This window comes from Cytobacillus sp. IB215316 (assembly GCF_033963865.1).
Taxonomy (GTDB): domain Bacteria; phylum Bacillota; class Bacilli; order Bacillales; family SM2101; genus Nanhaiella; species Nanhaiella sioensis.
Window position 1 is genome coordinate 1 of record NZ_JAXBMC010000021.1, and the last position, 26,133, is coordinate 26,133.

Annotated in this window: 20 protein-coding genes; 5 read left to right on the forward strand and 15 right to left on the reverse strand. The window is 33.5% G+C overall.

What is annotated here, in order from left to right; genetic code table 11:
- The 4 genes from SLH48_RS20400 to SLH48_RS20415 all read right to left on the reverse strand — a co-directional run.
- Nucleotides 1-477: ABC transporter permease (locus SLH48_RS20400; protein WP_320259618.1), on the reverse strand; the 477-nt coding region annotated here is incomplete at its 3' end.
- A 1-nt stretch (nucleotide 478) separates the two neighbouring features.
- Nucleotides 479-1,411, reverse strand: a complete 933-nt coding sequence (locus tag SLH48_RS20405; RefSeq protein WP_320259619.1) for an ABC transporter permease — start codon at nucleotides 1,409-1,411, stop codon at nucleotides 479-481.
- A gap of 207 nt (nucleotides 1,412-1,618) precedes the next feature.
- Nucleotides 1,619-3,274, reverse strand: coding sequence for a peptide ABC transporter substrate-binding protein (locus SLH48_RS20410; protein ID WP_214484056.1), 1,656 nt, complete (start codon nucleotides 3,272-3,274; stop codon nucleotides 1,619-1,621).
- 1,381 nt (nucleotides 3,275-4,655) lie between these two features.
- Entirely contained in the window at nucleotides 4,656-5,135 is a 480-nt protein-coding gene (locus SLH48_RS20415; RefSeq protein WP_320259620.1) for a hypothetical protein, read from the reverse strand.
- A 795-nt stretch (nucleotides 5,136-5,930) separates the two neighbouring features.
- Here SLH48_RS20415 and SLH48_RS20420 point away from each other — a divergent pair.
- Together SLH48_RS20420 and SLH48_RS20425 are read left to right on the forward strand one after the other, a co-directional pair.
- Nucleotides 5,931-6,398: a hypothetical protein gene (locus tag SLH48_RS20420; protein WP_320259621.1), complete on the forward strand. Its 468-nt coding sequence runs from the start codon at nucleotides 5,931-5,933 to the stop codon at nucleotides 6,396-6,398.
- A gap of 170 nt (nucleotides 6,399-6,568) precedes the next feature.
- Nucleotides 6,569-6,739: a hypothetical protein gene (locus tag SLH48_RS20425; protein WP_320259622.1), complete on the forward strand. Its 171-nt coding sequence runs from the start codon at nucleotides 6,569-6,571 to the stop codon at nucleotides 6,737-6,739.
- A gap of 190 nt (nucleotides 6,740-6,929) precedes the next feature.
- Here SLH48_RS20425 and SLH48_RS20430 read toward each other — a convergent pair whose 3' ends face one another.
- The gene (locus tag SLH48_RS20430) at nucleotides 6,930-7,580 is read right to left on the reverse strand and encodes an RNA polymerase sigma factor (protein WP_320259623.1); all 651 of its coding nucleotides are present in this window, start codon (nucleotides 7,578-7,580) and stop codon (nucleotides 6,930-6,932) included.
- A gap of 90 nt (nucleotides 7,581-7,670) precedes the next feature.
- On the opposite strand from SLH48_RS20430, the gene SLH48_RS20435 reads away from it, so the two are divergent.
- Nucleotides 7,671-8,105, forward strand: coding sequence for a VOC family protein (locus SLH48_RS20435; RefSeq protein ID WP_320259624.1), 435 nt, complete (start codon nucleotides 7,671-7,673; stop codon nucleotides 8,103-8,105).
- A 904-nt stretch (nucleotides 8,106-9,009) separates the two neighbouring features.
- On the opposite strand, the gene SLH48_RS20440 is transcribed toward SLH48_RS20435, so the two are convergent.
- The 7 genes from SLH48_RS20440 to SLH48_RS20470 all read right to left on the reverse strand — a co-directional run bounded on the left by SLH48_RS20440 (nucleotide 9,010) and on the right by SLH48_RS20470 (nucleotide 18,060).
- A complete protein-coding gene (locus SLH48_RS20440; RefSeq protein ID WP_320259625.1) occupies nucleotides 9,010-9,447 on the reverse strand; it encodes an NUDIX hydrolase in 438 nt (145 codons plus the stop codon).
- A 327-nt stretch (nucleotides 9,448-9,774) separates the two neighbouring features.
- A complete protein-coding gene (locus SLH48_RS20445) occupies nucleotides 9,775-11,058 on the reverse strand; it encodes a histidine--tRNA ligase (RefSeq protein WP_320259626.1) in 1,284 nt (427 codons plus the stop codon).
- A 948-nt stretch (nucleotides 11,059-12,006) separates the two neighbouring features.
- Nucleotides 12,007-12,426 (reverse strand): NUDIX hydrolase, encoded by a 420-nt coding sequence (locus SLH48_RS20450; RefSeq protein ID WP_320259627.1) that lies wholly within the window; start codon nucleotides 12,424-12,426, stop codon nucleotides 12,007-12,009.
- A 175-nt stretch (nucleotides 12,427-12,601) separates the two neighbouring features.
- The gene (locus SLH48_RS20455; protein ID WP_320259628.1) at nucleotides 12,602-14,755 is read right to left on the reverse strand and encodes a penicillin-binding protein 2; all 2,154 of its coding nucleotides are present in this window, start codon (nucleotides 14,753-14,755) and stop codon (nucleotides 12,602-12,604) included.
- 797 nt (nucleotides 14,756-15,552) lie between these two features.
- Nucleotides 15,553-16,302, reverse strand: a complete 750-nt coding sequence (locus SLH48_RS20460) for a class I SAM-dependent methyltransferase (RefSeq protein ID WP_320259629.1) — start codon at nucleotides 16,300-16,302, stop codon at nucleotides 15,553-15,555.
- A 329-nt stretch (nucleotides 16,303-16,631) separates the two neighbouring features.
- The gene (locus SLH48_RS20465) at nucleotides 16,632-17,543 is read right to left on the reverse strand and encodes a hypothetical protein (RefSeq protein WP_320259630.1); all 912 of its coding nucleotides are present in this window, start codon (nucleotides 17,541-17,543) and stop codon (nucleotides 16,632-16,634) included.
- Nucleotides 17,527-18,060: an RNA polymerase sigma factor gene (locus tag SLH48_RS20470; protein WP_320259631.1), complete on the reverse strand. Its 534-nt coding sequence runs from the start codon at nucleotides 18,058-18,060 to the stop codon at nucleotides 17,527-17,529. Before SLH48_RS20470 ends, SLH48_RS20465 begins: the two co-directional genes overlap by 17 nt.
- A gap of 493 nt (nucleotides 18,061-18,553) precedes the next feature.
- Between SLH48_RS20470 and SLH48_RS20475 the strand changes: the two genes are divergently transcribed.
- Nucleotides 18,554-19,669: an HD domain-containing protein gene (locus SLH48_RS20475; RefSeq protein ID WP_320259632.1), complete on the forward strand. Its 1,116-nt coding sequence runs from the start codon at nucleotides 18,554-18,556 to the stop codon at nucleotides 19,667-19,669.
- A gap of 674 nt (nucleotides 19,670-20,343) precedes the next feature.
- Here SLH48_RS20475 and SLH48_RS20480 read toward each other — a convergent pair.
- From SLH48_RS20480 to SLH48_RS20490, 3 genes are all read right to left on the reverse strand, one after another.
- A complete protein-coding gene (locus SLH48_RS20480; protein ID WP_320259633.1) occupies nucleotides 20,344-20,889 on the reverse strand; it encodes a cytochrome D1 domain-containing protein in 546 nt (181 codons plus the stop codon).
- A gap of 768 nt (nucleotides 20,890-21,657) precedes the next feature.
- Nucleotides 21,658-23,118: an Msr family ABC-F type ribosomal protection protein gene (locus SLH48_RS20485; RefSeq protein WP_320259634.1), complete on the reverse strand. Its 1,461-nt coding sequence runs from the start codon at nucleotides 23,116-23,118 to the stop codon at nucleotides 21,658-21,660.
- 804 nt (nucleotides 23,119-23,922) lie between these two features.
- Nucleotides 23,923-24,609, reverse strand: a complete 687-nt coding sequence (locus SLH48_RS20490; RefSeq protein WP_214484033.1) for an ArsR/SmtB family transcription factor — start codon at nucleotides 24,607-24,609, stop codon at nucleotides 23,923-23,925.
- A 508-nt stretch (nucleotides 24,610-25,117) separates the two neighbouring features.
- Here SLH48_RS20490 and SLH48_RS20495 point away from each other — a divergent pair.
- Entirely contained in the window at nucleotides 25,118-25,990 is an 873-nt protein-coding gene (locus SLH48_RS20495) for a DMT family transporter (RefSeq protein ID WP_320259635.1), read from the forward strand.
- Nucleotides 25,991-26,133: the final 143 nt, after the last annotated feature.

Sequence of the window (26,133 nt, forward strand, 5' to 3'; positions counted from 1 at the left end):
AACAGCTGTTAAAATATCGGCGATACGCATTAATATTTCATCCGTACGCTTGCCAAGATAACCTGCTAAACCACCCCAAATGATACCGATAATTAAATCAATTGTTGCAGCTGCTAAACCGATAAACAATGAAATTCGTGCTCCATGCCAAATTCTAGTAAACACGTCACGCCCCAAGCTATCAGTGCCAAACCAATGTTCACTTGAAGGTGCTTTATTCGCTTGGGTTAAATCATTTGACGCATAATCATATGGGGTCAAGCTTGGACCAATCCAGGCCATAATTCCGAGTATGAACAATAAAAAAATGCCGAATACAGCTAATTTATTGCTTTTAAAGCGCAGCCAAACATCTTTCCAAAATGTGATGCTTTTCCCTAATTTTTCTGCTTCATGTGCTTCAGATTTAGTTCGTTCGAATAATTCTTTAGGTAAGTTTTGTTGTATTGTTTGTGATTCTTCTATTTGTCTATCCATATTAATCCCCTTTCCCTTGAGACAATTTAATTCGAGGATCAATTAATCCATATAATATATCTACTAAGAGGATTGAAACGAGTAACAATATACTATAAAACACAGTTACACCCATAATCGTTGTATAATCACGATCTGTAATCGACCGAACGAAGTGGCTACCTAACCCAGGAATACCAAATATACTCTCGATAATAAAGCTACCTGTTAAAATCCCAGCTGTTAGTGGACCCATATAGGAAACAACAGGCATTAAGGCATTACGAATGGCATGCTTAACGACGACAACGGTATTTTTAATGCCCTTTGCCTTCGCTGTTCTTATATAATCTGAAGCTAAGACTTCAAGCATACTTGACCTAGTAAGTCGCGCAATAAATGCTAGCGGTGTCGACGCTAAAGCAATTGCAGGTAAAACATGGTAAGAAAATGATTCAAATCTAGCCACTGGAAATAGCCCTAATTTCATCGCAAATACATATTGTAGGACTGACGCAATGATAAAGCTAGGAACTGATATTCCTAATACTGCAAAGACCATCACGGAATAATCTTGCCACTTATTATGTCTGAGAGCTGAAATAACTCCAAATAATACTCCAAAAGCCAATGCTAGAAAAATAGCCTCCAGTCCAAGTATTAATGATACTGGGAATCCATCATTAATAAAATCATTTACAGATTGTCCGTTGTACTTAAAGGATGGACCGAAATCCCAGCTAGCTACTGAAACTAAATAATCAAAATATTGAGCATACCAAGGCTGATTAAGACCATAATATTCATTAAGTTTTTCTAAAATTTCAGGTGGTGGTGGCTTTTCTGAGGTAAATGGTCCTCCAGGTGCTGCTTTCATAAGGAAAAAGGTTACAGTAATAATTACTAAAAGAGTAATTATGATAAATCCAAGACGTTTTAAAATATACTTAAACAAGGTTGTACACCTCCGCAACATTAACTTGAACTATAAAAACAGGTGACTCAAAGCTAAAGGTCAGACCTACTAACTCCAATTATTGTATAGTATCCGGGCAACATTCCCTATATACAATAAATGGGTTCATGGTCGGATCTTTATGAGTCACCCTCGTTAGTTAACTTTTATTCTAGTATATATCGGTCACTATCATTTATCGATTGGTTATTTCGCTTCGAAATATGCCCATTTATATTGTACGTCTCCTAATCCAGAAACTACAACGCCTTTTAAGTTGTCTTTCTTCACATACGCATTTGTATAATAATAGATTGGAGCAATTGGCATTTCTTCCATGATAAGTTCATCAGCTTTGCTTAAAAGCTCTTTTCGTTTTGCAGGATCTGTCTCTTTGTTAGAATCATCCAATAACTTTTTATACTCATCATTTTCCCATCGAGTATCATTGTTTCCGCCGACCTCTTTATATATTTCTAAGAAGTTCATTGCGTCGTTAAAGTCTCCTAGCCATCCTAAACGAGCAATTTGGTAATTACCCGCATCCATTGCATCAAGATGAACGGCAAACTCCTGATTAAATAATTCCACTTCTACACCTAGATTTTTCTTCCACATATCTTGGATTGCTTGTGCAACTTTAGCATGTGTTTCATTCGTATTGTACGAAAGCTCGATAGCAGGAAGGTCTTCTACACTTGCATAACCTTCTTCCGCTAAACCTTCTTCCAACAATTGTTTAGCAGTTTCATAATCCGCATCTTTAAAATATCCCCCTTCAGCTGCTTCTGGGAAGATAGATGGTGGAATGATACCAAAGGCTGGAACTTCTCCACCTTGTGTTATATTTTCAACAATTGCTTTACGATCAATTGAATACGCAAACGCTTTACGAATCTTCTTATTGTTAAATGGTGCTTCTTCAGTATTAAATTTATACCAATATACACCAGCAATAGGCTTAACATTTAAAATACCTGCTTCTTTAAGGCTTGGTAATGCCTCAGAAGGTAAACTACCAGTTGGGTCACCCGCCCAATCTAACTCATCATTGTCAAACATCGTTAATTCAGTGTTTTGATCATTAATCATAATGATCTCAATTGTTTCTAATGTTACTGAATCTGCATCCCAATAATTTTCATTCTTTTCCAGTACAATTATATCGTTATGCTCCCATGATGCTAGTTTGAAAGGACCATTTGAAGTGTAATCAGGTCCAGCATCTAATGCCCAGTCAGCATTTGCTTCTGAAACTTTACTATTCACTGGGAAATAAGTATAAAATGCAGTAAGCTCTAAGAAGTAAGCAGTTGGATTTTCTAGCTGAACTTCAAGAGTCAGATCATCAAGTGCTTTAACACCAACTTCAGAAAGGTCAACTTCACCATTTCTAGCTGCTTCAGCATTCTTTACATAATCAAGAATATAAGCATAGTTTGCTTCAGGGTTTTGTAGCACCCATTTCCAAGCATATTCAAAATCATGTGCTGTTAAAGCGTCACCATTAGACCATTTTAGGCCATCACGAAGTTTAAACGTATAAGTAAGACCATCATCAGACATTTCATAATCCTCGGCCATTGCCATCTCAGGCTTACCTTCTTTACCGACACGCGTTAAACCTTCAAATGATTGTAATAAAACTGCCGAAGAAGTAGTATCTTCTGCTAAGCCAGGATTTAAAGTACTCGGCTCTGAATTATTATTCACACGTAAAACTTGATTTTCTGCAAGTCCTGTTTCATTCGCTTCTGTTTCTTCTTCTGTTTGTTCTTCTGATTCTTCAGTCGTTTCGTTACTTTCTGCTACCTCTTCTGTCTCAGAGGTTGTTTCACTATTTCCGCATGCAGCAAAGACCATAGTGAATGCTAACAGCAATGTGAGAAGCAAATACAGCTTTGTCTTCTTCAAATTGAATCTCCCCCTAAATGTAATTTTTTGTATGTAGTGGTTATAGCCCACTGAAACTATTATATTATTTACTGAAAATATTGTAAATTAATATTTTTCTTCTTTTTGCAAATTTTATGACTTTTTTTGTCGAAAAATGACCTTAAACCAGTCGTTGTTAATATGGAATATGGCACTAAAAAACTATTAAATGTATTTGATGAAGACATTGGAACCAAAACTTGATTTCCTCATTCTAAATGATATTAAGGAATAAACTATAGAATGATTCGATCTTGTCATGAGCAGAACTTCAAAATATTTATATGCATGCCATCATCGAATAGATCACCCTATTAAAAACAAAAACATATCGACATATTCCTTCGGAACCTAATATTTGCAATTACAAAAACAGCAAATTCCCGGTGAAAGGACATATGCTCACATCAATATTATTTGATCGAAAATAGGATTTTCTTAAACTTTAAACTAAGTTGCTGATAGACATGAGATTTTGTGTTAGCTGTCAATCTACTTACTTTCGTTATAAATACTTAAGTTATATGATGACAGACAATCCGTTGCCTTTCATTACATTTGAACCCCGCTTTCTTTACAAATCAGTTGTAAATATTATCAATCTTTTTGCTTACCCATATCCCGCCCTAACAAGGAGTAAATTCACATTTTCAATGAAATTTCAAATGCTTTTTGCTATGTGTTAAAGTGATGATACCCAAGCCAAACCGTTCTGACTCTCTCAATCATACTCTTACTAAAGCTTGACCAATACCCTGACATTATTCAGGATGTACGAGTATACTTCCATATAACCATGTTGTAAGCCCACACCTGAAACATAACCAAAAGCATTCAGTTTTTCTTTTTGCATCACGAACTTCACCCAAAAATTACAGCGCACAAATAGGATGGGATAATCGTTATCACGTCTATCTCACCCTAAACCCTCTCTTAAATAAGGTTCTTCAACATGAAAATATTGTCGAACCACCTTTAGCTAGGGGATATCTTATAATCATATTTCAGCCACCATCTTCGCTAGTAAATTTTTTATTACAATCTTACCAACAAGATCCAGAGGCTTTATTCCTATTCTAAAGTGATGCCGCTTAGTGTCTTTGCTTTGGTGAATCAAAATATATAAACAACCAATCCAGAAAATTAAGAAATTGTGGAGAAAAACTATTTTCTTCGACATCTATGCTAAAACGAGCATTTGATCATACTACTGTGATAAAACTCATAAATAACAAGATAAATTTGCTCCTCATTTCGTGCCATTCAATAGACAATTACGATTTAAACTCTTTAGTCTCGCTTAATACACTTATTTATTCATAAACCTAGCTCCTATATGACGAAAGTGGTCAAAGTCGCTCATGATCTTCAAACCATTGTCATTAGATATTGTTACATGTCCATTTACTTCAATAATCTCATCAGTACCGATTTTTAATTTTATCGTATAATCATAATCTATATTGCTATTTTCATCTTCTTCACCTTTTACAAGTACTACATCTACTAATTCAATTTTTTTGTTTAGCTTTTTTGCAACTTTATGGGCTATATCAAAGATTCTATTTATATTTTGTTCATATAAAGCATCTTCAGATAAATAGTGACTAACATTTTCGGAAATTTCAAACTCTGAAGGGGGTGCAGACGGGTCTTCTATTGTGTACTGCTCTTTTTTGTATGCCATAACAAGTTCATGAACTTCTTCATCATTTACAGCTTCGTTACTGCAAGCAACTGAGCTGATGAGGAAAATGGAAAACAACGTTAATCTAATTAACTGTGTCATTCAAGTCACTTCCTTGTTTTAATTTGAATGTAGAACGCTGCCTTTCGATCACATAAAGAAAAAATATAAATAAAAGAAACCCCAAACTAGTAATTTTAGAAGCATGTTTGGGGTTTTATTATTTTAGCTTTTATTTTTATTAAAGGTAAAGTCTTCGCATAACTCTCATCACTTTGACTTAGGGAAGCTGATGAAACAGGGCTTAGGAATAAGAATGAGTAACTTATATGATTGTTTTCTAATATCCACCATTATAAAACCCATTCAAAGATGATATTTGTCCTCTGTAATATCAGAGTTATTACTTAATCTAAAACATTCTGTAAATGTTGGCGATCAAGTTTATTGTGTCAAACCTTTCATGATCTCTTTTATTATATTGTCTTGTAGCTTGTAACATTACCTGTCTTTGAAACGAATTGCTTTGACTTTAATTCAAATTTAAGGCAACCAAGTTAAATATTATAAAAATAACTTTACATAATCGTTCCTCATCTTCAAACTTACTTAATGGGCGTTCATTCACTTTTTCAACAAAACGACTCGACATTCCTAGATACAAAGATCAAACAATTTTGTTATATTTCTTTTGCAATGAACTGACTAAGTGATGAACAAAAATAACTTTTAAGGTTGATATCCTAGCATCCCAAACATTACAACACTATATAAATAACAAAGACCGACAAGAACTGATGATTTAATCATCAAAAACAAAATACTTTATTAGCATATAATATACCAATACGTTATAACGAAAAATATTATATAAGTTAAATAGAAGGGATATAAAAAATGAAAAAACTAATATATACTCCTATCATTTTTTTCGTACTAATTACAGCTGCATGTTCTAATAATGAAGTGATTGAAAGTGAGCCACCAATTGCACTAATTGAGATAAATAATAAACAGTATGAAACAATACTAGGGAGTTACTGTTGGAAAACTTCAAAAAGCTCAAACATTTGCGTTGATACAGCTGGGCCAGTGGAAATATTGGAAGGAGAAACACCTATTGAAGTGAGGTCAGGTGAAGTAGTAAAGTTTGTCATGCATTATGAACCAAAGCGTACCAAAATCCATGTAACGCAAATTGAAGGTGTTAAAACTTCTGATGTTATCGTAGAAAACAACACCTTTTTTGCACCAATGGACAAGGGAATTTATTATTATAGCTACGGTGTATGGTGGATGGATAAGGAAAATACAAATGTATCTGATGGTGATGCTCTTTATAATTTCGTGTTAGAAGTGAAGTAAACGATATATTTAGTAGTCTTCTAACATTACTTCAAATGGTTATTTTCATTGTAAGAGTACCTAAATTTGTTATAAGCTTTTTACTACTTATCCTATACATAGTCATATTTAAATTTGAGTGTAGTTTTGATAAAATGTATTCATAAAATATAATTGATTGAGGTAATGAAATGACAGATCATACAGAGATAGATTTAAATAAAGTATACGATTACAAGAAATACCCTGACAAAGTAAGTGGTCGTTGCGATAATTGTAACTCATCCATTTTTAAAAGCTCTGCAAAGGACTATGTTTTTATACGTGAATGTACGAATTGTGGAATGAAAAAAAGCATCTAGACCAGCCCTACTTATAGGGCTTTTCGTTTTGTCCAAAGTAAGATTTGATGAAATAACGATTTACCCTGTCCTCGCTAATTTCTATAGCTAAATATATATGGTAAGATCTAACCAAAATTAATTACAATGACTATACTAAATAACATCCATGACTTTTTACATTCACATAACCCACATTCTCCTACTTGAATCATGATGAAGATAGAAACTCGAGTATATTTCCATCAGGATCTACCACATGACATACAGACTGACTACTATTTCTCCTTACTTTAAAGTTACGGGCTTCAAGTAATCTGTAATAAAAAAATATTTTGTTAGCATTGGCCTCTTTTATTGCACTAGAAAGCCCAACAATGATTTGATGGTTTTGAACATTAACATCTGCATTAGATTTTGGAGATGATTTAAGTCTCTTTCTTGACCGATGTAATGCTGTTTTTATAGATTCATTACTTGTCCGAAGCATTGAGCTTAGTTCTTTTATCGTATAACCAAACACATCTTTAAGAGTTAAGAGCATAGCTTGTTTTAATGGTAAAGATACGAGTAATGATTCAATCAAGTTATCGTATTCTAAAAAATCATTCGTCTGATTATGAATCTCTTCATTGAAATAAAATAAGTCTCTTTTTTTTCTTTTTTCATCTATAAAAAGGTTTTTAGCCACAGTATAAAGAAAAGGGTATGTAATTTCTCGGTTAGGTTCTGAGTCTCTCAGCCTATAAACCTTTAATAAAGTCTCTTGAACAAGGTCTTCTGCCACCCATGTTGAGCCTGTTAATTTCAAACAGTATTTATATAGTTTTGTGATTGTTAATGCTAAATTGTCAAATACCATCTAAAACCCCCTCAAAAAAAATAAAATTACTGTAACCTTTTTACCATTATAAACGTTATACTTAGGAATTTATATAAAAGGAGTGATTTGATGATGCAAGTTGGAAGTATATTTATCCCTGTAACTAGCATAAAGGAAGCGACAAAGTGGTATGAAAAGAATTTAGGCGTTAAGAAAATTGATGGATGGGAAGATGGGGCTGGTTTTTATTTTCCAAACAGTTCAACTCAATTGGCCCTTGTTCAAGTTGAAGCTCCACAACCAACTGAATTTATCATTAAAGGAAAGAAGAAAAATGTCTATTTTAATTTTGTAGTTGAAGATATTAATTCAGTATTTGACCACCTTCATAGTAATGGTGTTATAACTACAGATATTGAAGATTATGGGGGAATGAAAGGTTTTGAGTTCTTTGATTTAGATAATAATACATTTAGTATTGTTAGTGAAAGTATTGACTCACCTTTTCATATTGAAAACGTTAAAATGGTTCAGAAGATGAACAAAAAGACATTAGAAAGTTAATAAAGTGTCCAACGATCAAAAAAACGCTCAATTGGAGCGTTTTTTTGATTAAAACAGCGTTATTTCCATACCTCTTCTACTTGGATAATGATCTACTCGTAGCTTAGTAGGTCAGCAGACATCATTTATCACCTTATGACTCCTTAGTCTTTTCTCGTCAAACTGAATCTTACCCCTGGAATGCCATTCTATATCTCTATTTTTATATGTATTAAATATGACATCCAAATCATAATGACGATTATCATTTCCCCGTTACAACTAGTCCATGAGTTTTTAGAACAACTTTTTCTTTCGAAAATCTAATAACAACTGTTTAAGTTCAACATTTCCACAAATTATTAACCTCTCCATTTATAATTACAATGTTTGGATTAGATTATGATTCTTTAAATATAGGAAGGGTATACATCTTTATCGGTTTCCAAATTCCAATATTAAATTTACTAAATCAAAGGCTGCGTTCACATTATATTAATCCTCATGCCCGTTGTTTTCAGTTTACATGTATTCACATTCTTATTTAACAGGAAATGTGTTTAAAAGTCCCAATTATGTACTTCTTAATCATGTTTTTGATCGACCTTTGGCAAGAGAAAACATTCCGTCTTAAGAATGACATCTAAACAATCTTTCGGTCGTATTTAAAAATGGCGCATCAGTTTATACTTAAATTATCAAAAAACAAAGGGTGATGACCTTGTTAAAAAAATGGTTTAAACGCCATGGAAAACATGGATCTACAATAGATATATATAAAGAAATTGAACGAAGGAAGCTAGAGATAATGCTCAAAAATCATGCTTTTCGATTATATTTAGGTGTTAGATAGAGAGGATAATAAAAAGTATACAACTTCTATTTCCATTTCCTCTTCACCTTTTTCCAATCATTTAACATATATTTAGTCCTTATGACTGACTCTACCTCTAAGAAAATAAGGGGCTGATGATTTACTTTTAATCAACCCCTTTTCGTTTGTAATATGTACATATTGCTCTGCTTTCGACGATTCCATCCAGGTGATTTCTTCAATCTCTTCAGGTAATGATATGCCCATTACTCCGCCAATTATTTTTCCTCTAAAAGTAAAAAAAACAGCGTGGTTACCACTTTCTTCAAAGAATGCTTCACTTATAGAAAATATACCGTCTAATTCTACGACAAACCCTGTTTCTTCTCTAACTTCACGGATAGCAGCATCTTGTAGGGTTTCTTCCTGTTCTACTGCCCCTCCTGGTAAAGTATAGTAAGAGGTCTTTTCGCCCTTATTTTTAACCAGCAAAACTTGTTCGTCATTCTCATCAAAGATGAGTACGTATGCAACGTCTACTCTTTTCACCGCTCGTATTTCCCCCTTAAGAAATAGTAGTATCATTGAATGGTATAAAGCTATTTTTTCTTGAGGAGATCTCCTTACACAACATCCACCAGATTAGAATCTGTTCGTGTAGACCTTACCAATGGAAAATACATATAATTATACCGTTCATTACCCATTTTAATCATATTCTTACATATTTACCTTGTCAAACTTCGACTTATTTTCAAAAGTAGTAACTGTCACATATAATTACGCTGTAATCTTGTCATGGTTGTAACAAAATATACCCATCGTATACCGCTCATTCACTGTTTATATGGTTGAACCATTGATAATATAAGCAGTTTAACTTTTATATTGAAAAGCTTCGAACTTCTCTTCTCCTGAAGACATATTTTTTATTTTTAGTTGATTTTTCTTCACTTCATCTTCTCCGACAATAATTACATAAGGTATTTTCTCTTTGTTTGCCTTATCCAGCGCCTTTCCTAATCTTTTGTTACTCATTTCCAATTCAACCTTATAACCTTGATTCCTTAAATAGTTGGCTACTAACAAGCATTCTCTCTCAGTGTTTATTGGTACTAAATAATAATCTATATCCGTCTTGTCAGTTAGTTTCTTAGACTGACTCATAGCTGTATATATGACATCTAAACCAAAGGAAATTCCGACTGTCGAATATTTTTCATTCGTTCCAATAAGTCCACCAATTGCATTGTCATATCTCCCACCACTCCCGATGCTTGATTTCAGTGATAAATCTGACAAAAAAACTTCATAGATCGTACCTGTGTATATTTCTAACCCTCTTGCTAAAAATGGGTTAAATTCACATCGTCCACTGACATCAAGTAATTCCAAATAATTATCTAGCTCTTGTAATTCATCGAGTCCTTGTTTTACTCGTTCATTTTGTTCGGCGAATGATTGATAGTAACTGTAGCTTGTATGATTGGTAGCAGTGATAAATTGTTTGATCGATTTAATCGTTAACTTCGACAGTCCTATTTCATCAAGCTCATTTATTACATTGTCTAAGCCAATCTTTTCAAGCTTATCTAATATCATCACAACTTTATTAATCTTTTTATCCTCTGTTTGAAATACTTCCAATATGCCAGTTAATAATTTTCTATTGTTATATTGGATAATGATATCTAAATCGAGCTGGCGGAAGGCATCCAATGCCATGATTAATAATTCAGCTTCAGCTAATTGTGATTCTACTCCAACAATATCAACATCACACTGCGTAAATTCTCTAAGTCTACCTGTTTTTATAGGTCCATCTCTGAATACTTTACCAATTTCATATCTTTTCAAAGGCATCCTCAAGGTCGGATTCAACGCAACTACTTTGGCAAAGGGTATGGTGAGGTCATATCTTAAAGCCAAATCTCTTGCTCCTCTGTCAGATAATGCATACATTTCTTCTAATATTTCAGCTCCACCCCCATATTTTGAAGCAAGTAATTCCGTATAATTTAAAATAGGTGTCTCTAGTGGTTTGCATCCGTATTTGATAAATACATCTTCTAACGTTCTTTTAATATCTCTTCTTATTATCTCTGCACTTGGTAAGTAATCTTTCGTTCCTTTGACATTTTGATAAGCCATTTTTTTCATTTTTTCTTCCTCCATAATTAAAGTAAGCAGTTTTCTTATTAAGAAAAACATACACAACTAGAGTTCGTGACATCTTTTCTTCTCAACAGACTATAAAAATCATATCATTCACATCAGTTGCTCAAATTTATAGAACAAAAGCAACAAAGTCTCCGAAAAGAACCTAAATAAAAAAATCGCATCTGAGATAAGTTGTTAACTTAGTCAAATGCGATTTAATAAGAAATAGCCATCCTATGTACGATTTTTTGGATCGTATAGCACAGCTAATTGTTATGATGATGAAATTGTTCGAATGAAATAAAACTTATACAATAGGTCATGTTTATCACCTCTAATTTCCAGTTACTATATCATACTTCATTAGCAGTATCAATGTATTATTTCTTAATTTTTGGATTTTTCACCACATTAAACTACGACTCATATGTATCAGCCTTCGTCGTGTTTTCCCAATAATCATATCTGTATTTTTAAAAAATAAGTCATTATCATTCATAACGTTTCCGTTAGTTATAAGTCTTTAATGGCATATAGCACGATTATACACAATTCTAATAGACTCCCAAGCTGACAGGCAATAAACGATTCTGCATATAAATATGTTAATGCTTGTTGAGGGTAATTCTCTCGTACTTTCTCCCCAAAAAATAAAGTTTGAATCATGATATTGTCCTAGCCATTACAAGCCTTCTTGGTTCGTAAAAAACTTTATTTGTTACACTTAAGGATTATATAATCAGTAGTATAGATATATCTGCAAATTTTAATAAAGTGACATACCATAATAAATCATGCCTTTTGAATTACTTAGTGTAAAATTAATACCTCAGCAGTACATTCATTAAAGTTATATAACGCTGGTGTGTCGATTTCCGATCGCTAATACAATGTTCAATAACAAATGTTCCACATATCACTTAAGTTAGGGATGCATAGATGCAATGTTCAATCAAAGACAAGCTTTAAATAATCACCATGTCCTCTAATAAGTTCAACCTCATTTTCTGAAGAAATCCAGAAAAAATGGAACGTTAGTCCTTCTTCCTCCTCTCCGCCTGTTGGCTCGTAGTCCCATTCATTTGATGCAGTTGTTACAGAAATTTTATAAAAAAACCGATGATGTATAGCACCGTCATCATTTTCCCATAAGTCTTGCGCAATTAAATATTCAATATGAATATCTTTCAGCCCAGTCTCTTCTTCAATTTCTCTTATTACAGCATGATAAGTACTTTCATTAGGTTTAACTGTGCCTTTTGGTATTTGTATTCCTGCTGCAGATATTGGGTGTTGAAAGACTAAAACTTGTGTTTTTCCTTCTTTCATTCTAGTAACATACCCATAAGCTTTTTTTATCGGGGTCAATATCGGAATCCTCCCATATAAAAGGTTGTTTGTTTTCTCAATGTAGTTATACATAATACAGAAAAAGAAAATTATAGTAGACTAGTGCAAACTATCTAAGAATGACAATCTTTCAAATTAATATGAGGAGCTAATTTATAGATATTTCCTAAATTTAGCCCCTCTCTCTCAATCACTACTCATTTTCTTCTTCACTTGTGGGATCGGTTAATTCAGACTCAGCCTCATCGATAACTTCTTGTTCCGTACCATTGGCTCTGTTTTGCTTTAAATTGAAGTATTCATCTAAAATTCTCTCGCCTATGTTTAAATTGATGGAGGTTTTACTATTCCCGTAGTCTGCAGTAGGAGCGACAACCGAAAATGCAACCTCTGGATTGTCATAAGGTGCATAACCAATAAGAGTTAAATTATGAGCATAAGCTACATTTTCCGACTTATCCACATCTACTTGAGCGGTTCCTGTTTTCCCAGCTGGTTTATAGGGTTTGTCTCCAAAAGAACCTACAGCAGTACCTCCTGATTCTTGCATTACTTGACGAAACCCCTCCTGCACTTGTTCAATATACTCTTTTTTCATATCAACTCTATTTAAGATTTCAGGTTTAAATTCCTTTAAAATTGGACCAAGTCCATTTTGACCATCAGATGGTTGATGAATATCCTTGACAATTTGTGGTTTCACCCTGTAACCACCATTAGCAATAGTAGATACATATTGTGCTAGCTGGAGTGGTGTATACGTGTCATATTGCCCAATAGATAGATCCAATAATAAACCTGGGAGTGTATCTGTTCCAGCAAAGCCAGTTTGTTCCCCAGGTAAATCAATCCCTGTTTTTACCCCTAGACCAAATTGACTAAAATAATAACGAAACGTGTCAAAAGCAGCTGTATTTATATACAATGGTTTTCCATAAGCATAATTACCTTCACCTACCCCAATTGCTGTATGAAACATGTAGACATTAGAAGATTTTTTAAGCGCATCAAGGTCGTTTACAGGACCTAACACTTTATATGATCCTTTTGGTAAACCATTAATATTCAATGGACTATCAATAAAGGTAGTACCTGGTTTAATTGTATTTGTTTCAAAGCCTGTTAACACTGTCGCGCCTTTTACTGTTGAACCCATCGCATACGACAACTGAAAAGTTCCCCTAGCAAAATCCAAAAATTCCACTTCACCTTGATCATTTTTCACATATTGCTTCCCAGCTAATGATAGTACTTCACCAGTAGTAGGGTTCATCATAACGACAAAGGCACGGTCTAAAAATGCAGATCCCGATTTGCTTTTTGCAGTTACTAATTCCTCTTCAATAATTTTTTCAATTGCAATTTGCAAATCCATATCAATAGAAAGAACAAGATCTTTACCATTCGCACCTTCTGTAATAACTTCCTGATTAAGAGGATTACCTGCCTTGTCTGTAATATTTTTAACCTTCTCTTTTTGACCATGTAGAACATCTTCGTATTGCTTCTCAATATAGCTTTTACCTACACGGTCATTACGACTATATTCCTTAGCGACATAATAGGTAGCTACTTCAGAAGGTAACCCTTCCTTGGATGATGTAATATTTCCTAATACTGTTCGAAAGGTATCACCGTACGGATATTCACGCACCCAATCTGTCGTCGTATCTACTCCTGGCAATTGTGATAAATGTTCACTTACAACTGCATATTCCTGTTCAGAAACTTCATCATTCTTATTTTCACTGTTACTTTTTACAATTTGTGGTGTGAGTGCATAACCACTAAATTCACGATAAATTGCAAGCACTTCAAGCTCCTGGCCTGTAATGGTGGCAAGCTCCTCTTCTGTAATTCTATTAAGCTGAAGCTTGTATATATCTGTTGCTTCAAGATCACCATCATCTAGTTTCTTTAATTCTGCATCTGTTACTTTTTCCAAAGCTTCTTCAGGATGAGTTAACATCCAAAAGTCTTTTTTATCACGTTCAGTAACATCTTTAGTATCTTTGTCAATGAAAATTGCTAGATCTCTCGCAACCTTAAGGCGCTCCTCAGCAGTTGTACCTTGATAGCCAGTATATGTGATTGCGTTTAACGGTAAATTGTCTACAATGACTTTACCATTCCTGTCATATATTTTCCCTCTTGGAACGGATGCACTTACCGTCACCTCTTCTTTTTTTTCAATTTCACGTCGATAATCTTCCCCATAAACAATCTGAGTAAGTCCAAGCTTTAAAATCAATATTGAAAATAGTAAAAAGACGATAAAAAATAACACATTCAACCGAAATGGGAGATGGTTCCTTTTCTTCTTATTGTTTTTCTGTTTCTTTTTCATCCATGCACCTACTATAATTATTTTTCCATTATTATCAAGTTTTTATAGCATATTCAACTATACAAACAGACCATAGCGTTGAATTAACTTATGACTTTTAAATTCAATTTCTTTTCCTTTATTGCCTATGCTGTCTTAAGAGGAGGGACATCATTTAGTTTGAACTCCAGTGTTACCCACTCTCTTAAAATCGTGTACCATTCACTATTAAATTTGTAAATTAACCAACTCTGAATATATCGAAAAGTAAATTGTTTTCTTGATACTCCCCCTTTTATAGAAAACTTCTTATATATGTTTGACGAATGATGTGATGTATAAGTTGCACAATTACGTATAAAAAAATACTATAATAGTAAAATTTTGATAAGTTATCATTTTGAACTGACATAGTCTGAAAGAATAGTGTAAGAATGAAAAATGGATTGGCAGAATTCGTGCAAAAAACTTATAGGAGGTTATAGAAGCTGATCTTATAAAATATGAACTACATTATTCAAATAACATAATAGGGCCTATCTTAACGACCGATTGCATAATTTAATCCCAATATGTAATTTATAAAAAGACATATTGGGATTTATCATCCAAGAATCAAGTTCATATACTTATTAAGAAAATGCTCACAGTGAATTGTCTTCATATTCTGTTAAGGTTTGTAAGTTTGTACCCTTTGCTGAATATGGGGGTTCACTCATAAGCAGTGATTTTTCTATATATTAAAAGCTTCTCATAAGCAATTGGCAGTATAATTTATCACATCATGAATGCCTGTATAGTTATAAAACTCTATTCTATTATTTAGTTGCTATTATGAGATATCGTTTAGAGTTTGAACAAATTCCTTTATTAGTATTGTTTTTTTCTATGAAGCCCTTCAATATGTCTAAGTCTTGTTTTTCCTCTCCAAATCTAGGAATAATAGGTGTATGCTTTAACAGAAAAATAAGGTCTTCTGGCCTTTCGTAATAAACAAGAGCATTTTCATCGAAGGTTTGGACATTTGAAAAACCTGCTTTGATTAATTCTTGTACATATGTTTCTTGTAATGTTCCATCCTTTTCTCCAAACGATTGTCCGCGACCAAATGCTGTTTTTAAATTTAGTTTGTCGCCTTCACTGACTTGTTGAGTTAAAAAAATTCCGCCTTTCTTTAATACCTTTGAAATTTCCTTTGCATTAAATGGGGCATGGCAGCATGAAACGATATCAAAAAACTCTGCAGGAAATTGTAAATTATCCGATGGTAATTGACAAAATCGTACATTTGAAACATTTGATTTCGCAAGATTTGCTTGAGCTGTTTCCATCATTCCACTAGAGATATCTACTCCAACCAAGAAATTTGCTGAACGAGCAATTTTCAACACATTTTCTCCGCCACCTGTACCAATATCAAGCAATACATCAGAAGATTTGCACCTTTTCACTACTTCATCGTAAAAATGCCATTTTACCCCTTCTGAAGTGGACTTCAATTTACTAAAATCCCAACCATTTACTTTTCCAACTTTGTCATAAAAATCTTTATATTCTAATTCATTCATTTTTATATATCCACCTTTCAAATATAAAAAACCAAGACTCATAGACTTTCTTAAAATACAGTCCAGTGCCTTGGCTTTAAAAAGTATGTTAATGACTCTCGACACTGTTCAAAGATTTCGTTTTCGACAAAAGGGCAGACTTCACCCTTGATGGCTGGTACGCGTTTTTGCCCAGCCCGAAAACTAATTACTTCGAACAATACGATAAGACATTTCATTCACCCCGTTTGAAAGATTATATTTATTATAATTGAAACAGACATTTTATAAAAGGTATATTTTAATATATTTTCCAATTGTACAGCATTAAACTTTAGTAACTTATTTAGCTACTCGTCTTGATCATGATAAACAAACTCATATGCTATTTCTTTGCTATCTAAAGTGATTGATAATTCTGTTTCAAATCTTTCTTGAACAAATGTATAAGTAAGCCCCTTAACAGATCGCAACTCCCAGCCTCCAAGTCCATTATCAATTTTATCTACGTAGTCAAAATATACTCTATTCGAAGCATTTGCCCAGTAATAATGTTCTTTCTCACGGGAAATGGAAATCGGCTCTAATCCAGCAGGATACAACAAGTCATCATAGCCGTGTGTGACATAGAGCTGTTCATTATGAACATATGGTTCCTTCCCTTTAAGTTCCAAAGTGGACATCGCGTGAAAAATTTCAGCATATTCAAGCTTTGGGTAATTAAATGTAATGTGAACCCAATTCTCATCCGTAAATTCAACAAAGAAGTGATATCGTAATGCAGCATCCATCGTCTTAGCATGTTCAATATACATAGTCATTGGATAAGGAAAATTCTCAAGCGTTTCTTCCACAAACATTGGTAATGAATGAACTAACTCTTGTTTCTCCTCTTCAGAAACTTCTGCCACCGTACCTACTTCAACTGGATTATCTTTCCTATAAAGAAGAATACCGTCACCAGTTTTCTCGGGATAGACATCAGTTAACATCCAGCTGAGCTGATTATACTCAAATGATTCTTCATATGCGGTTCGTGGCTGTGCACTTTCTTCTAGAATCAGCCATAAAAAACTTCCACAAATCATTAGTAGGATTGCAGCAGCAATGAAATTTTTTAATAGAAATGCCCGTCTTGGCGTGTGAACAACCTGGTGATCTTGAATAGATTTCAAAAGCCTTGTTCTCATCTTATCTTTTTGATTTTTCGTTGATCCAATTTGTTGGAGCAGCTTCCATTGGTCGTCAAAATGTTTGTTCAATACGGCCGCCTCCTTCTTCGATTCCTTTCATTTTTTTAAGTAATTGCAATGCTCTTGACAATGTTTTACGTACTTTTGCTTCGGACCAGCCAAGACTTTCTGCAATTTCTCTTGTTGAACACTCCTCCACTTTCTTTAAAATAATTACTAGTCGATAATTTGGTTTTAATTTTTGAATAGAATCCATTAATTGCATGACCGCTTCTTTATTTTCAATATACTGTTCGATATTAATAGGTGAAGGAATTTCTTTAACTACCGAAACAAGCCTTCTTCTCTTTCGTTTGCGAATTTCATCAATTACCAAATGCTTGGCAATGCTGAACAACCATGTTTTTATATTCGAGCGGTTGCCAAATTGGTCATATGAAATATACGCACGCACGAATGTGTCATGAACTAGATCTTCACAGCATTGTTTATCACCAAGCATAAAGAGAATAAAGCGGTACACGTCGTCAAAGTATTTTTCGTACCAATCCATTACAAGTTGCTGCTTATCTTCGTTCAATCCCATCATCACCTTCTTTTCCTGTTTTATATTTAATCAGTCGTTTGAAAGTTCATTTTGTGACACCTGTAAACAATTTTTTTTAAAAAAGTTTATTCAATTTTTACTCATACCTTCAGCTAAACTAATTTTACTATATTCATCCTAAAAGAAACGTAGATTAATAGCTAAGACTTTACAAATTTAACAGTCGAAATGCTAGTATTCGAAGGTAGTGACTTCACAAACTTGCCCATACATCATTAGAAACTAACAATACTAGATATAACGATTAGGGTTTGATTTGCGAATTTTTATGATCTTATAGGTTGATATTTCTCTTCATACATTATTCAAATGGTCAACGTTTTTTCTTTTATAAGAATTTAACAATAATTAAGAAAACAGCCTATAATAAGATATACCTACAAATTAACAAATAACATTTTATGTTAATTTTTTGTTATTGCCATAGCATTGGAGAATCAAATAGTTACGGTTTTAAATTCAGGAGGTAGAAATGATAGTCAATGATCCCATTTATAAGACAATCCAAATAGAAGATGATGACTTGATAGAAATAGTTAAAACGAAAGCATTTCAAAGGTTATCTCTCATTAAACAGCAAGGTAATACATTTTTTCTACATAACGAAGCAATTCATACTAGGTTTGAGCATTCCCTAGGAATCTATGAATTGCTGAAGCGAGTTATCTCTAGCCTAAGTGCACGGGGAGACATTTCTCTTACTCAGTATGAAAAAAAACTTGCTAAAGTTGCAGCATTATTACATGATATCGGTCATGGTCCCTTTTCACATTGCTTCCAACTCATATCAGGTCATGATCATGGAGAAGTAACGCTTCGAATCATTAGCGAAAACGCAGAAATCAGAAATATATTAGACCGAACACCAAACTTACTGAACGATGTTTTACATATATTAAAAGGTGGTAGTAAGTATAAAATCATTGAAGAAATTCTATTTGGTTCACTATCACTCGATCAGCTTGATTTTTGGAATAGAGATTTATATTATTCTCACTTACACATTAATCCTTATGACATTGATACCTTAATTGATTCCCTTCGGTTTAAAGGAAATACTTTAATGATTGATGTCTCCGCAGTTCCTCAAATAGAACGAATGATAAGCATGAAGGAGAGTTTATACAAGCATGGCTTCAGCCACCCTTTTGTTGTTGGTAAGGATCTGCTTATACAAGAAATTTTTAAAACAGTTGTACGTGAAGACATTCATCTTCAATCACAATCGCTCTCAAACGTGTTGAAATCTGAAATACTACAAATAAAAGATTTTCTTACTCTGCACGATAAAATGCTAGTGGATGAAGTTTTCATATTAAGTCATGTAAAGGAACATGAGCAATTGAGTAAGTTAGCAACACTATATTTATCATCAACTGGCAGTGTAAAATATGATGAATCATATATGGATATGTCTTCTTCTACTGGGATTGTTATTAAAGAAAACAGAAATTATTGTTCATATAATGGGGAGATTTATGTTAGTAATGGTGAAGAAATTGTTGATATTTTACAAGTTTCTAAGCATATACAAAATATCACTGAAATACCAGCAAAATATCGTGTCTATTCATTAAATGACTCTTAATCAATATGTAAGTTGTTTTAGATGTTCATAATTAAATTTGAACAAAATAGCCTCAATTATCATTCTCAATTTATTTTACTAGAGGAAAAGCAATCATTCCACCTAGAATGGTAGCTAGTAAAAAAGAGAATGTAGACAATATAAACCTTTGTAGGGGTCGTATATTAGAGAAACGCTCTGAAATCTCGTCATATAAACTTAATGCTGATAAAAAGAAAAAGAAAATAAGTCCTATTTGAAGAAGATCAACTTTCGTAAGAGCTGAGAAAGGTTTTTTAATGTTAATAGAACCAAGGACAAAAAGAAAAAACACAGTAATATAAAATATACATTTGAATTGAAAGTACTTTATGTAGTTCATAATAGTGAATCCTTGTATCATTTTTTGGTCAATAGATCCCCCATTTAATCAAGGTTATGAGATCTATTAGTGGATTAGCTCAATTTATAATAAGATGGGGGAGGCAAAAATTCAAGTGAGTTTTAATGGAAATAAGAATTAAATATATTCCTAAATGGCTAATGTCAATGGCTGTTTTCCCATTAAAAAGTTGTATACGTGTTTATCTTTTATAAACAACAACATATGTGAAAACAGCCTTTAAGGAAGATCAAAATAAATAAAACAATGATGATATTTTAAGCTTGGGATGACCATGGGGCTTGAATACGATCTAATTGGTTGTACCTGCGTTTATATAGGCTAATTTTCCATCTGGTGTAAAAGAAATAAATAACGGTAATGTGCTATCTTCTGGAAGAATCAGAGTAGCAACAACTGTGTGAGTTTTTGTATCAATAACTGAGAGAGTACCGGGCTCAGAACTTCTGAAACCTAAAACATAAGCAAGCTTTCCATCTGGTGTAAACTTTACCGAAGTAAGAGGGAGTTCTCCTATAGAAACTGTAGCGATTATTGAATGAGTTTTTACATCAAGAACAGGTACAGTACCTAGATTTGTAGTAACGTAAACTAATTTGCCATCTGGAGAAATATCAATAGCTTGTGGAAGGGTAGAAGCATCAAATTGAATCGTAGCAATTACTGAATGTGTCTGTGTATCAATAACAGATACTGAACGGCCATTTACATTAATAGTATAAACAAGCTTGCCATCTGGTGTTAAAGATTGAGGAGCCCCTGAGAAAGCGGCTGGAATGCCTACTGGAAGTGTAGTTATAAGGGAGTGAGTTTTTGTGTCAACGACAAAAGTAGTCAAGTGAATGCACCTCTTCATTTTATTTGTTATTACATGAATATGAAGAGAGTAAGCTGTTTGATTCGAAATTGTACATTTATCATACAGTTTTTAAATTATGGATGTATCAAGGTGTACAATGATCTTAGTGTTTAACAGCAATTTTTATTAAGCATGTAATTTATTGAAATAAGAGTTGAGAGAATGAGAGCAACTTGGAATGTATGTCATTCACCATATTAATTATGTGAATGTACACTTCGTAGACATACAATAATGTACAGGAGTAAAGGAAATATGGAAATATAATTTACTACAGGGATATCGTCACAGCAAAGAGTAACGATTTTATGGATGGTGAAATGCCTGAATTTTACTGTCGTGCTCAAAGGCCAGAACATCTTCTAGTAAGTCCAATTCAATAATTTTATAAAATTTCATCTTCTAAAGTGCCTTCTTTTGTGTAAAAAGTTAGCTTAAAAATATTATATTGAGTAATTTCCAAAAAAAGAAAAGAGGACATATAACAAGTCCTCTTCTACATCTTTTCGAAAACTTTGTTGTTTCTCTTAAATGTAATTTTAAAGTCTTGAATGGTGAAAAGAATACCGATCGTTAAATATTTACGTGTTTCGTACTTATTAGGAAAAGCAACAATTAATGCGAAATACAGCCTCCACAAAATACAATTTAAAAATTGATCGTCTTTTCCACTCGGCTCATTGTAAATTCTCTCGAAAATAAGAATCATATAAAGAACGTACGGTCTAACCTACCATATATGCTAACTCATAAACACTGTTGTTGTATTTTTTTGTCAGAAATGTTTAAACGTAACTCTGCCACATTCTTTATGAACCTTGTATCATGTGATACAAATATGATGGTTCCTTTATAGGCACAGATAAATCGCTCTAATGCTTCAATAGTCCTGGTATCTAAAAAATTGGTAGGTTCGTCTAGCAATAATATGTTATATTCTCCTAAAAATAATAGACAGAGCTGGAGGCGCATCGCTTCTCCACCACTTAATGTGTTCACTTTTTTTAATAAGTCTGAATCTAAAAATTGCATCGAATGTAGAGCACTTCTTAGTGACCCCTCATCATATTCTGAACGATTTTTCATAAATTGCAGGATCGTTTCATCACTTGTAAATTGATAGCTCATTTGACGAAAGAAGCCAATTCTCGCTTTTGGTGTAATCGTCAGACCGACGGCATGACTGGCAATGTGCTTTAATAGTGTACTTTTACCACTTCCATTTTCACCAGTTATCGCTATTATTTTCCCTAAAGGGAGTTGAAAACTAACTTCATCTAACAATCTACGATCTTCCAATTCGAGACTAAATCTATCAGCCATAATTGGAAATTTATTGTGCAATTCCAATGCTTTTGATTGGTGAAATACAATTTGCTTTTCCTCTTTCACTGCTTCCACATGCTTTAGCCTATCTTTACGTTGTTCAATTGCTTTTGCGGCGCGATGTACTGCTTTTTGGCATGTCCCTTTAGACTTCGATTCAAACATACGGTTCGCTTTAGCCTTCGCTTCTTTCCTTGACATACTTCCAGCTTGTGCAACTTTTTCGGCCTTTTTCATTTTTTCTTGCGCTGCTTTTGCTAGACGCTTCTGTTCTTTCATATATTGAGCATGAGCTTGATTTTGCTGTTCACGTTCTAATTGTTTCTGCTCTACATACTCGCTGTAATTACCTTTATAAACGTGTACTTCTCCTTCATCGACTTCCCAAATAGATGTGGTGAGCTGGTCAAGTACGGCACGGTCATGACTAACGATTATCAGTGCCCCATAGTAATATCTCAATTCATCGAGTAAATATGAAATACCTTCTTGGTCCAAATGAGTTGTCGGCTCATCAATTAGTAATGCTTCATAATAATGTGTAAACAATTGTGCTAATTTCAGCCTTGTTTGCTCTCCACCACTTAAATGGTTAGAATTTTGCGGAACAGCTAACCTTCCAAGTAACGATGGGTCTGCTTCATCAGTTGTTGGTGCTGATATTTGCTCAAAATACCCATGCTCTACATAGCGATGTACCTTCCCAACTGAAGGTTGAACAATCCCAGAAAGCAACTTGATTAATGTACTTTTCCCGGCACCATTTTTCCCCACGATTCCAATTCGATCAAATTGATGCACAGCTAACCGTTCAATTTTTAATACCCTTTTATCTATATATGTCATTTCAATATTTTTAAATTCAAAACAAATATGTTCCATTTTGCTACCTCCCGAAATATGTAATTTCGTATCGATAGCTATAAAATCGATACGAGCTTTTGTTTCAAGCCCGTATTAATAAAAAAGTAACATCATCTTCAAAATAATACTCCAATCCAATGCAAAAAATTAACATTATCTTCTATTTATGTAACAAAAAAATTCTACCTCATTTCTTGCCATTTAGTAAAGGTTTTTTTATCTTTAACTATCATTAATGACTATTTCAACTCTATTTCCAACAGGATCTAAAATAGCATTCATAATATCTATATCCTGTACCTCTAGGTTCACTGACAGCTTTAATTCCATTCTGTTAATGAGTTGACAGTTTTTTTGAGTCTACAGAAATGGCAAAGTGATAGAGTCCAAGATATTTCTCACTCTTATCATTATTGTTTTCTAGAATCAAAGGCATTCGCATGATTTAAATTGACAACCTGCCCTAAGTGATAAAAAAGCGTTCAAATTCTTAATATTCATATTTCGTATTAACCAGTTGCATTGAAATATGTAGGTTCTTTTCTTGAACTATATTGCTATAGTTCCTTAACTAACAGATAAAGTTGTTCAGTCTTCGTTATAGAAGGAAAGATGCACCTTAATCTAGTTGTATAAGTGTTTCAAACATCTAATTTTTAACATAAAACTGCAAACATAAATTTTTTGTGTTCAAATTGCAATTTTTGCTATGCTCATCGTATTGCTTCTATGAAATGGCTCTTTAGAGAAGAAAGAATGCTTAAAAGAATTAATGTGAAAACAGTCTTATTAAGTACCGTTCAGTACTAGAGACAACTTGCTTTAAACATCAATCATGAATATGTCTTTAAATCCTTTCTTACCTGCAGGAGTGATTGTTATAGCTCTGGAATTGGCTGAGCGTTGAATCCAGTTTAACTCCAATATTCTTTCTAGCAGAGCATTTCCTAATGCACCAGCAAGGTGGTGACGTCTTTCACTCCAGTCTAAACATTTATGTGCAAATGCACGACGCTTATTCTTAACTTCCCGAAGATTAATTTGAAAAGATGCAAAGAATTCTTCTCCTTTGTCTGTCACCTCAAACTCTGTGGTGTTATTACAAAGAATACCTGTATTAACTAAAGAGTCAGTGATTTGTATACCTAAGCTTCCTGCAAGATGATCATAACAAGTTCGTGCAAAACGTACTGCTTTATCTTCAGAAGCTTGTTTTAATGACTTGATTTCAGTACGTGGAGCTATTGAAAGTAGAGATTCCATCACTTGCGCAACTTCCTGATTACGAATACCATAATACCTGTGTCTCCCGTGCTTTTCCATTGTAATTAAATTGGCATCAACCATTTTAGTTAAGTGAAAACTAGCAGTTTGAGGTTTAATTTGCGCCATATACGCTAGCTCGCTTGCAGGGTGAAATCTACCGTCTAATAATACTGTCAGGATTGCTGCACGAGAATTTTCGCTCACAAGGCTGGCAACCTTTGCTACATCAGGTCTTCCGCTCATATTTATTCTCCCCTCACATTCTTAGTCATCTCGATCATAACTAATATATTGATTTAGAACCATCAATTTAGTTAGTGAAAAAATATAACTTTACATCCATATTTCGATTATGATTTTATTATATCCATGTTACGCTACTCATACAGTAATATTTATTTTTTATCAGGTCTTTTTTTTAGGCTCTTTTCGTAAAATTTTGTTGCTGTTGCTATCCGCTTAGTACTATAAAAAGAGTTTTTATATTGTTTGTCATCGCTGTACAGAAGAAAAGAGCCACGTCTCTAGTTGTGTACTTCTCAATACGAAAAGCAACAATCCATGAGAAAACAGCAACTTTTTGTTGCTATTTATACAATATTACTACAATTAAATCGGGCATTATGCAATTGTTTCTTAGAAGAAAAGATGCTAAGAAACGATAGTTGGACCTGTGTTTTTTTTAGTACAATTACTTCAATCAATGAGAAAGAGTTTACCTTTAAATATAAAAGTTAATTCGGAGGAACTTATGAATCCAATTGTTTACACATTACTAGTAATACTTGCTACTTCACTGATGGGATCTTCTTTTGCGATAGGGAAAATGGGCTTGGCATATGTATCACCATTTCTTTTAGTTGGGTTACGCTTTACAATTGCTGGATTAATAATGTCTCTTTGGGTTAAGAATAAAAAGCTACATTCACCCAAGGACACTTGGATAAAGATATTTATTATAGGACTCTTTCAAACTACAGGTGTTATGGGATGTATATTTCTAAGCCTAAGAACGATTACAGCGGGTGAGTCTTCTATTCTAACATTTATTAACCCACTTCTTGTAGTAATCCTCGGTACCATTTTTCTACGAATGAAATACCGATTATATCAATGGATTGGAGTTTTAATAGGATGTCTAGGTGTAATAGTTACATTTGGGTTTCACTTACAATTACAACCTGGAACACTTTTAGGGCTTGGAGCAGGAATTTCTTGGGCTATAGCAACTATATTAGTTAAAAAATGGGGATCTCATTTTGATATATGGGTACTTACAGCTTATCAAATGCTGTTTGGTGGGTTAGTACTCTTACTCTTGAGCATCATACTTGAATCACCAAAAATGATCATAAATATTGAATCTATATCAATTGTGCTATATTTAGCTATTATGGGTTCTATCGTTCAATTTGCAACTTGGTATTACCTTCTCAATAAAGGTGATCCAGGTAAAACGAGTGCCTTTTTATTTTTAGCTCCCTTTTTTGGAGTACTTTTTGGATGGTTACTGCTTGACGAAATTGTTCAATGGTATGTTTATTTAGGTGGGCTACTCATTTTTATTGGGATTTTCTTAGTTAACTGGAATTTCTCAAAAGAAAAAATAAGCTCATTTAAGTAACCACAACCAACTATACGAGAGAGAATTCATACAATCTAAATAATAAAATTCTTCTCTATTTGTTAAATCGTTGACCACGATGGATGAATTCATGGATTTGACTGATAAACCCATGGATTTGACCCATTAATTCACGCATTTGA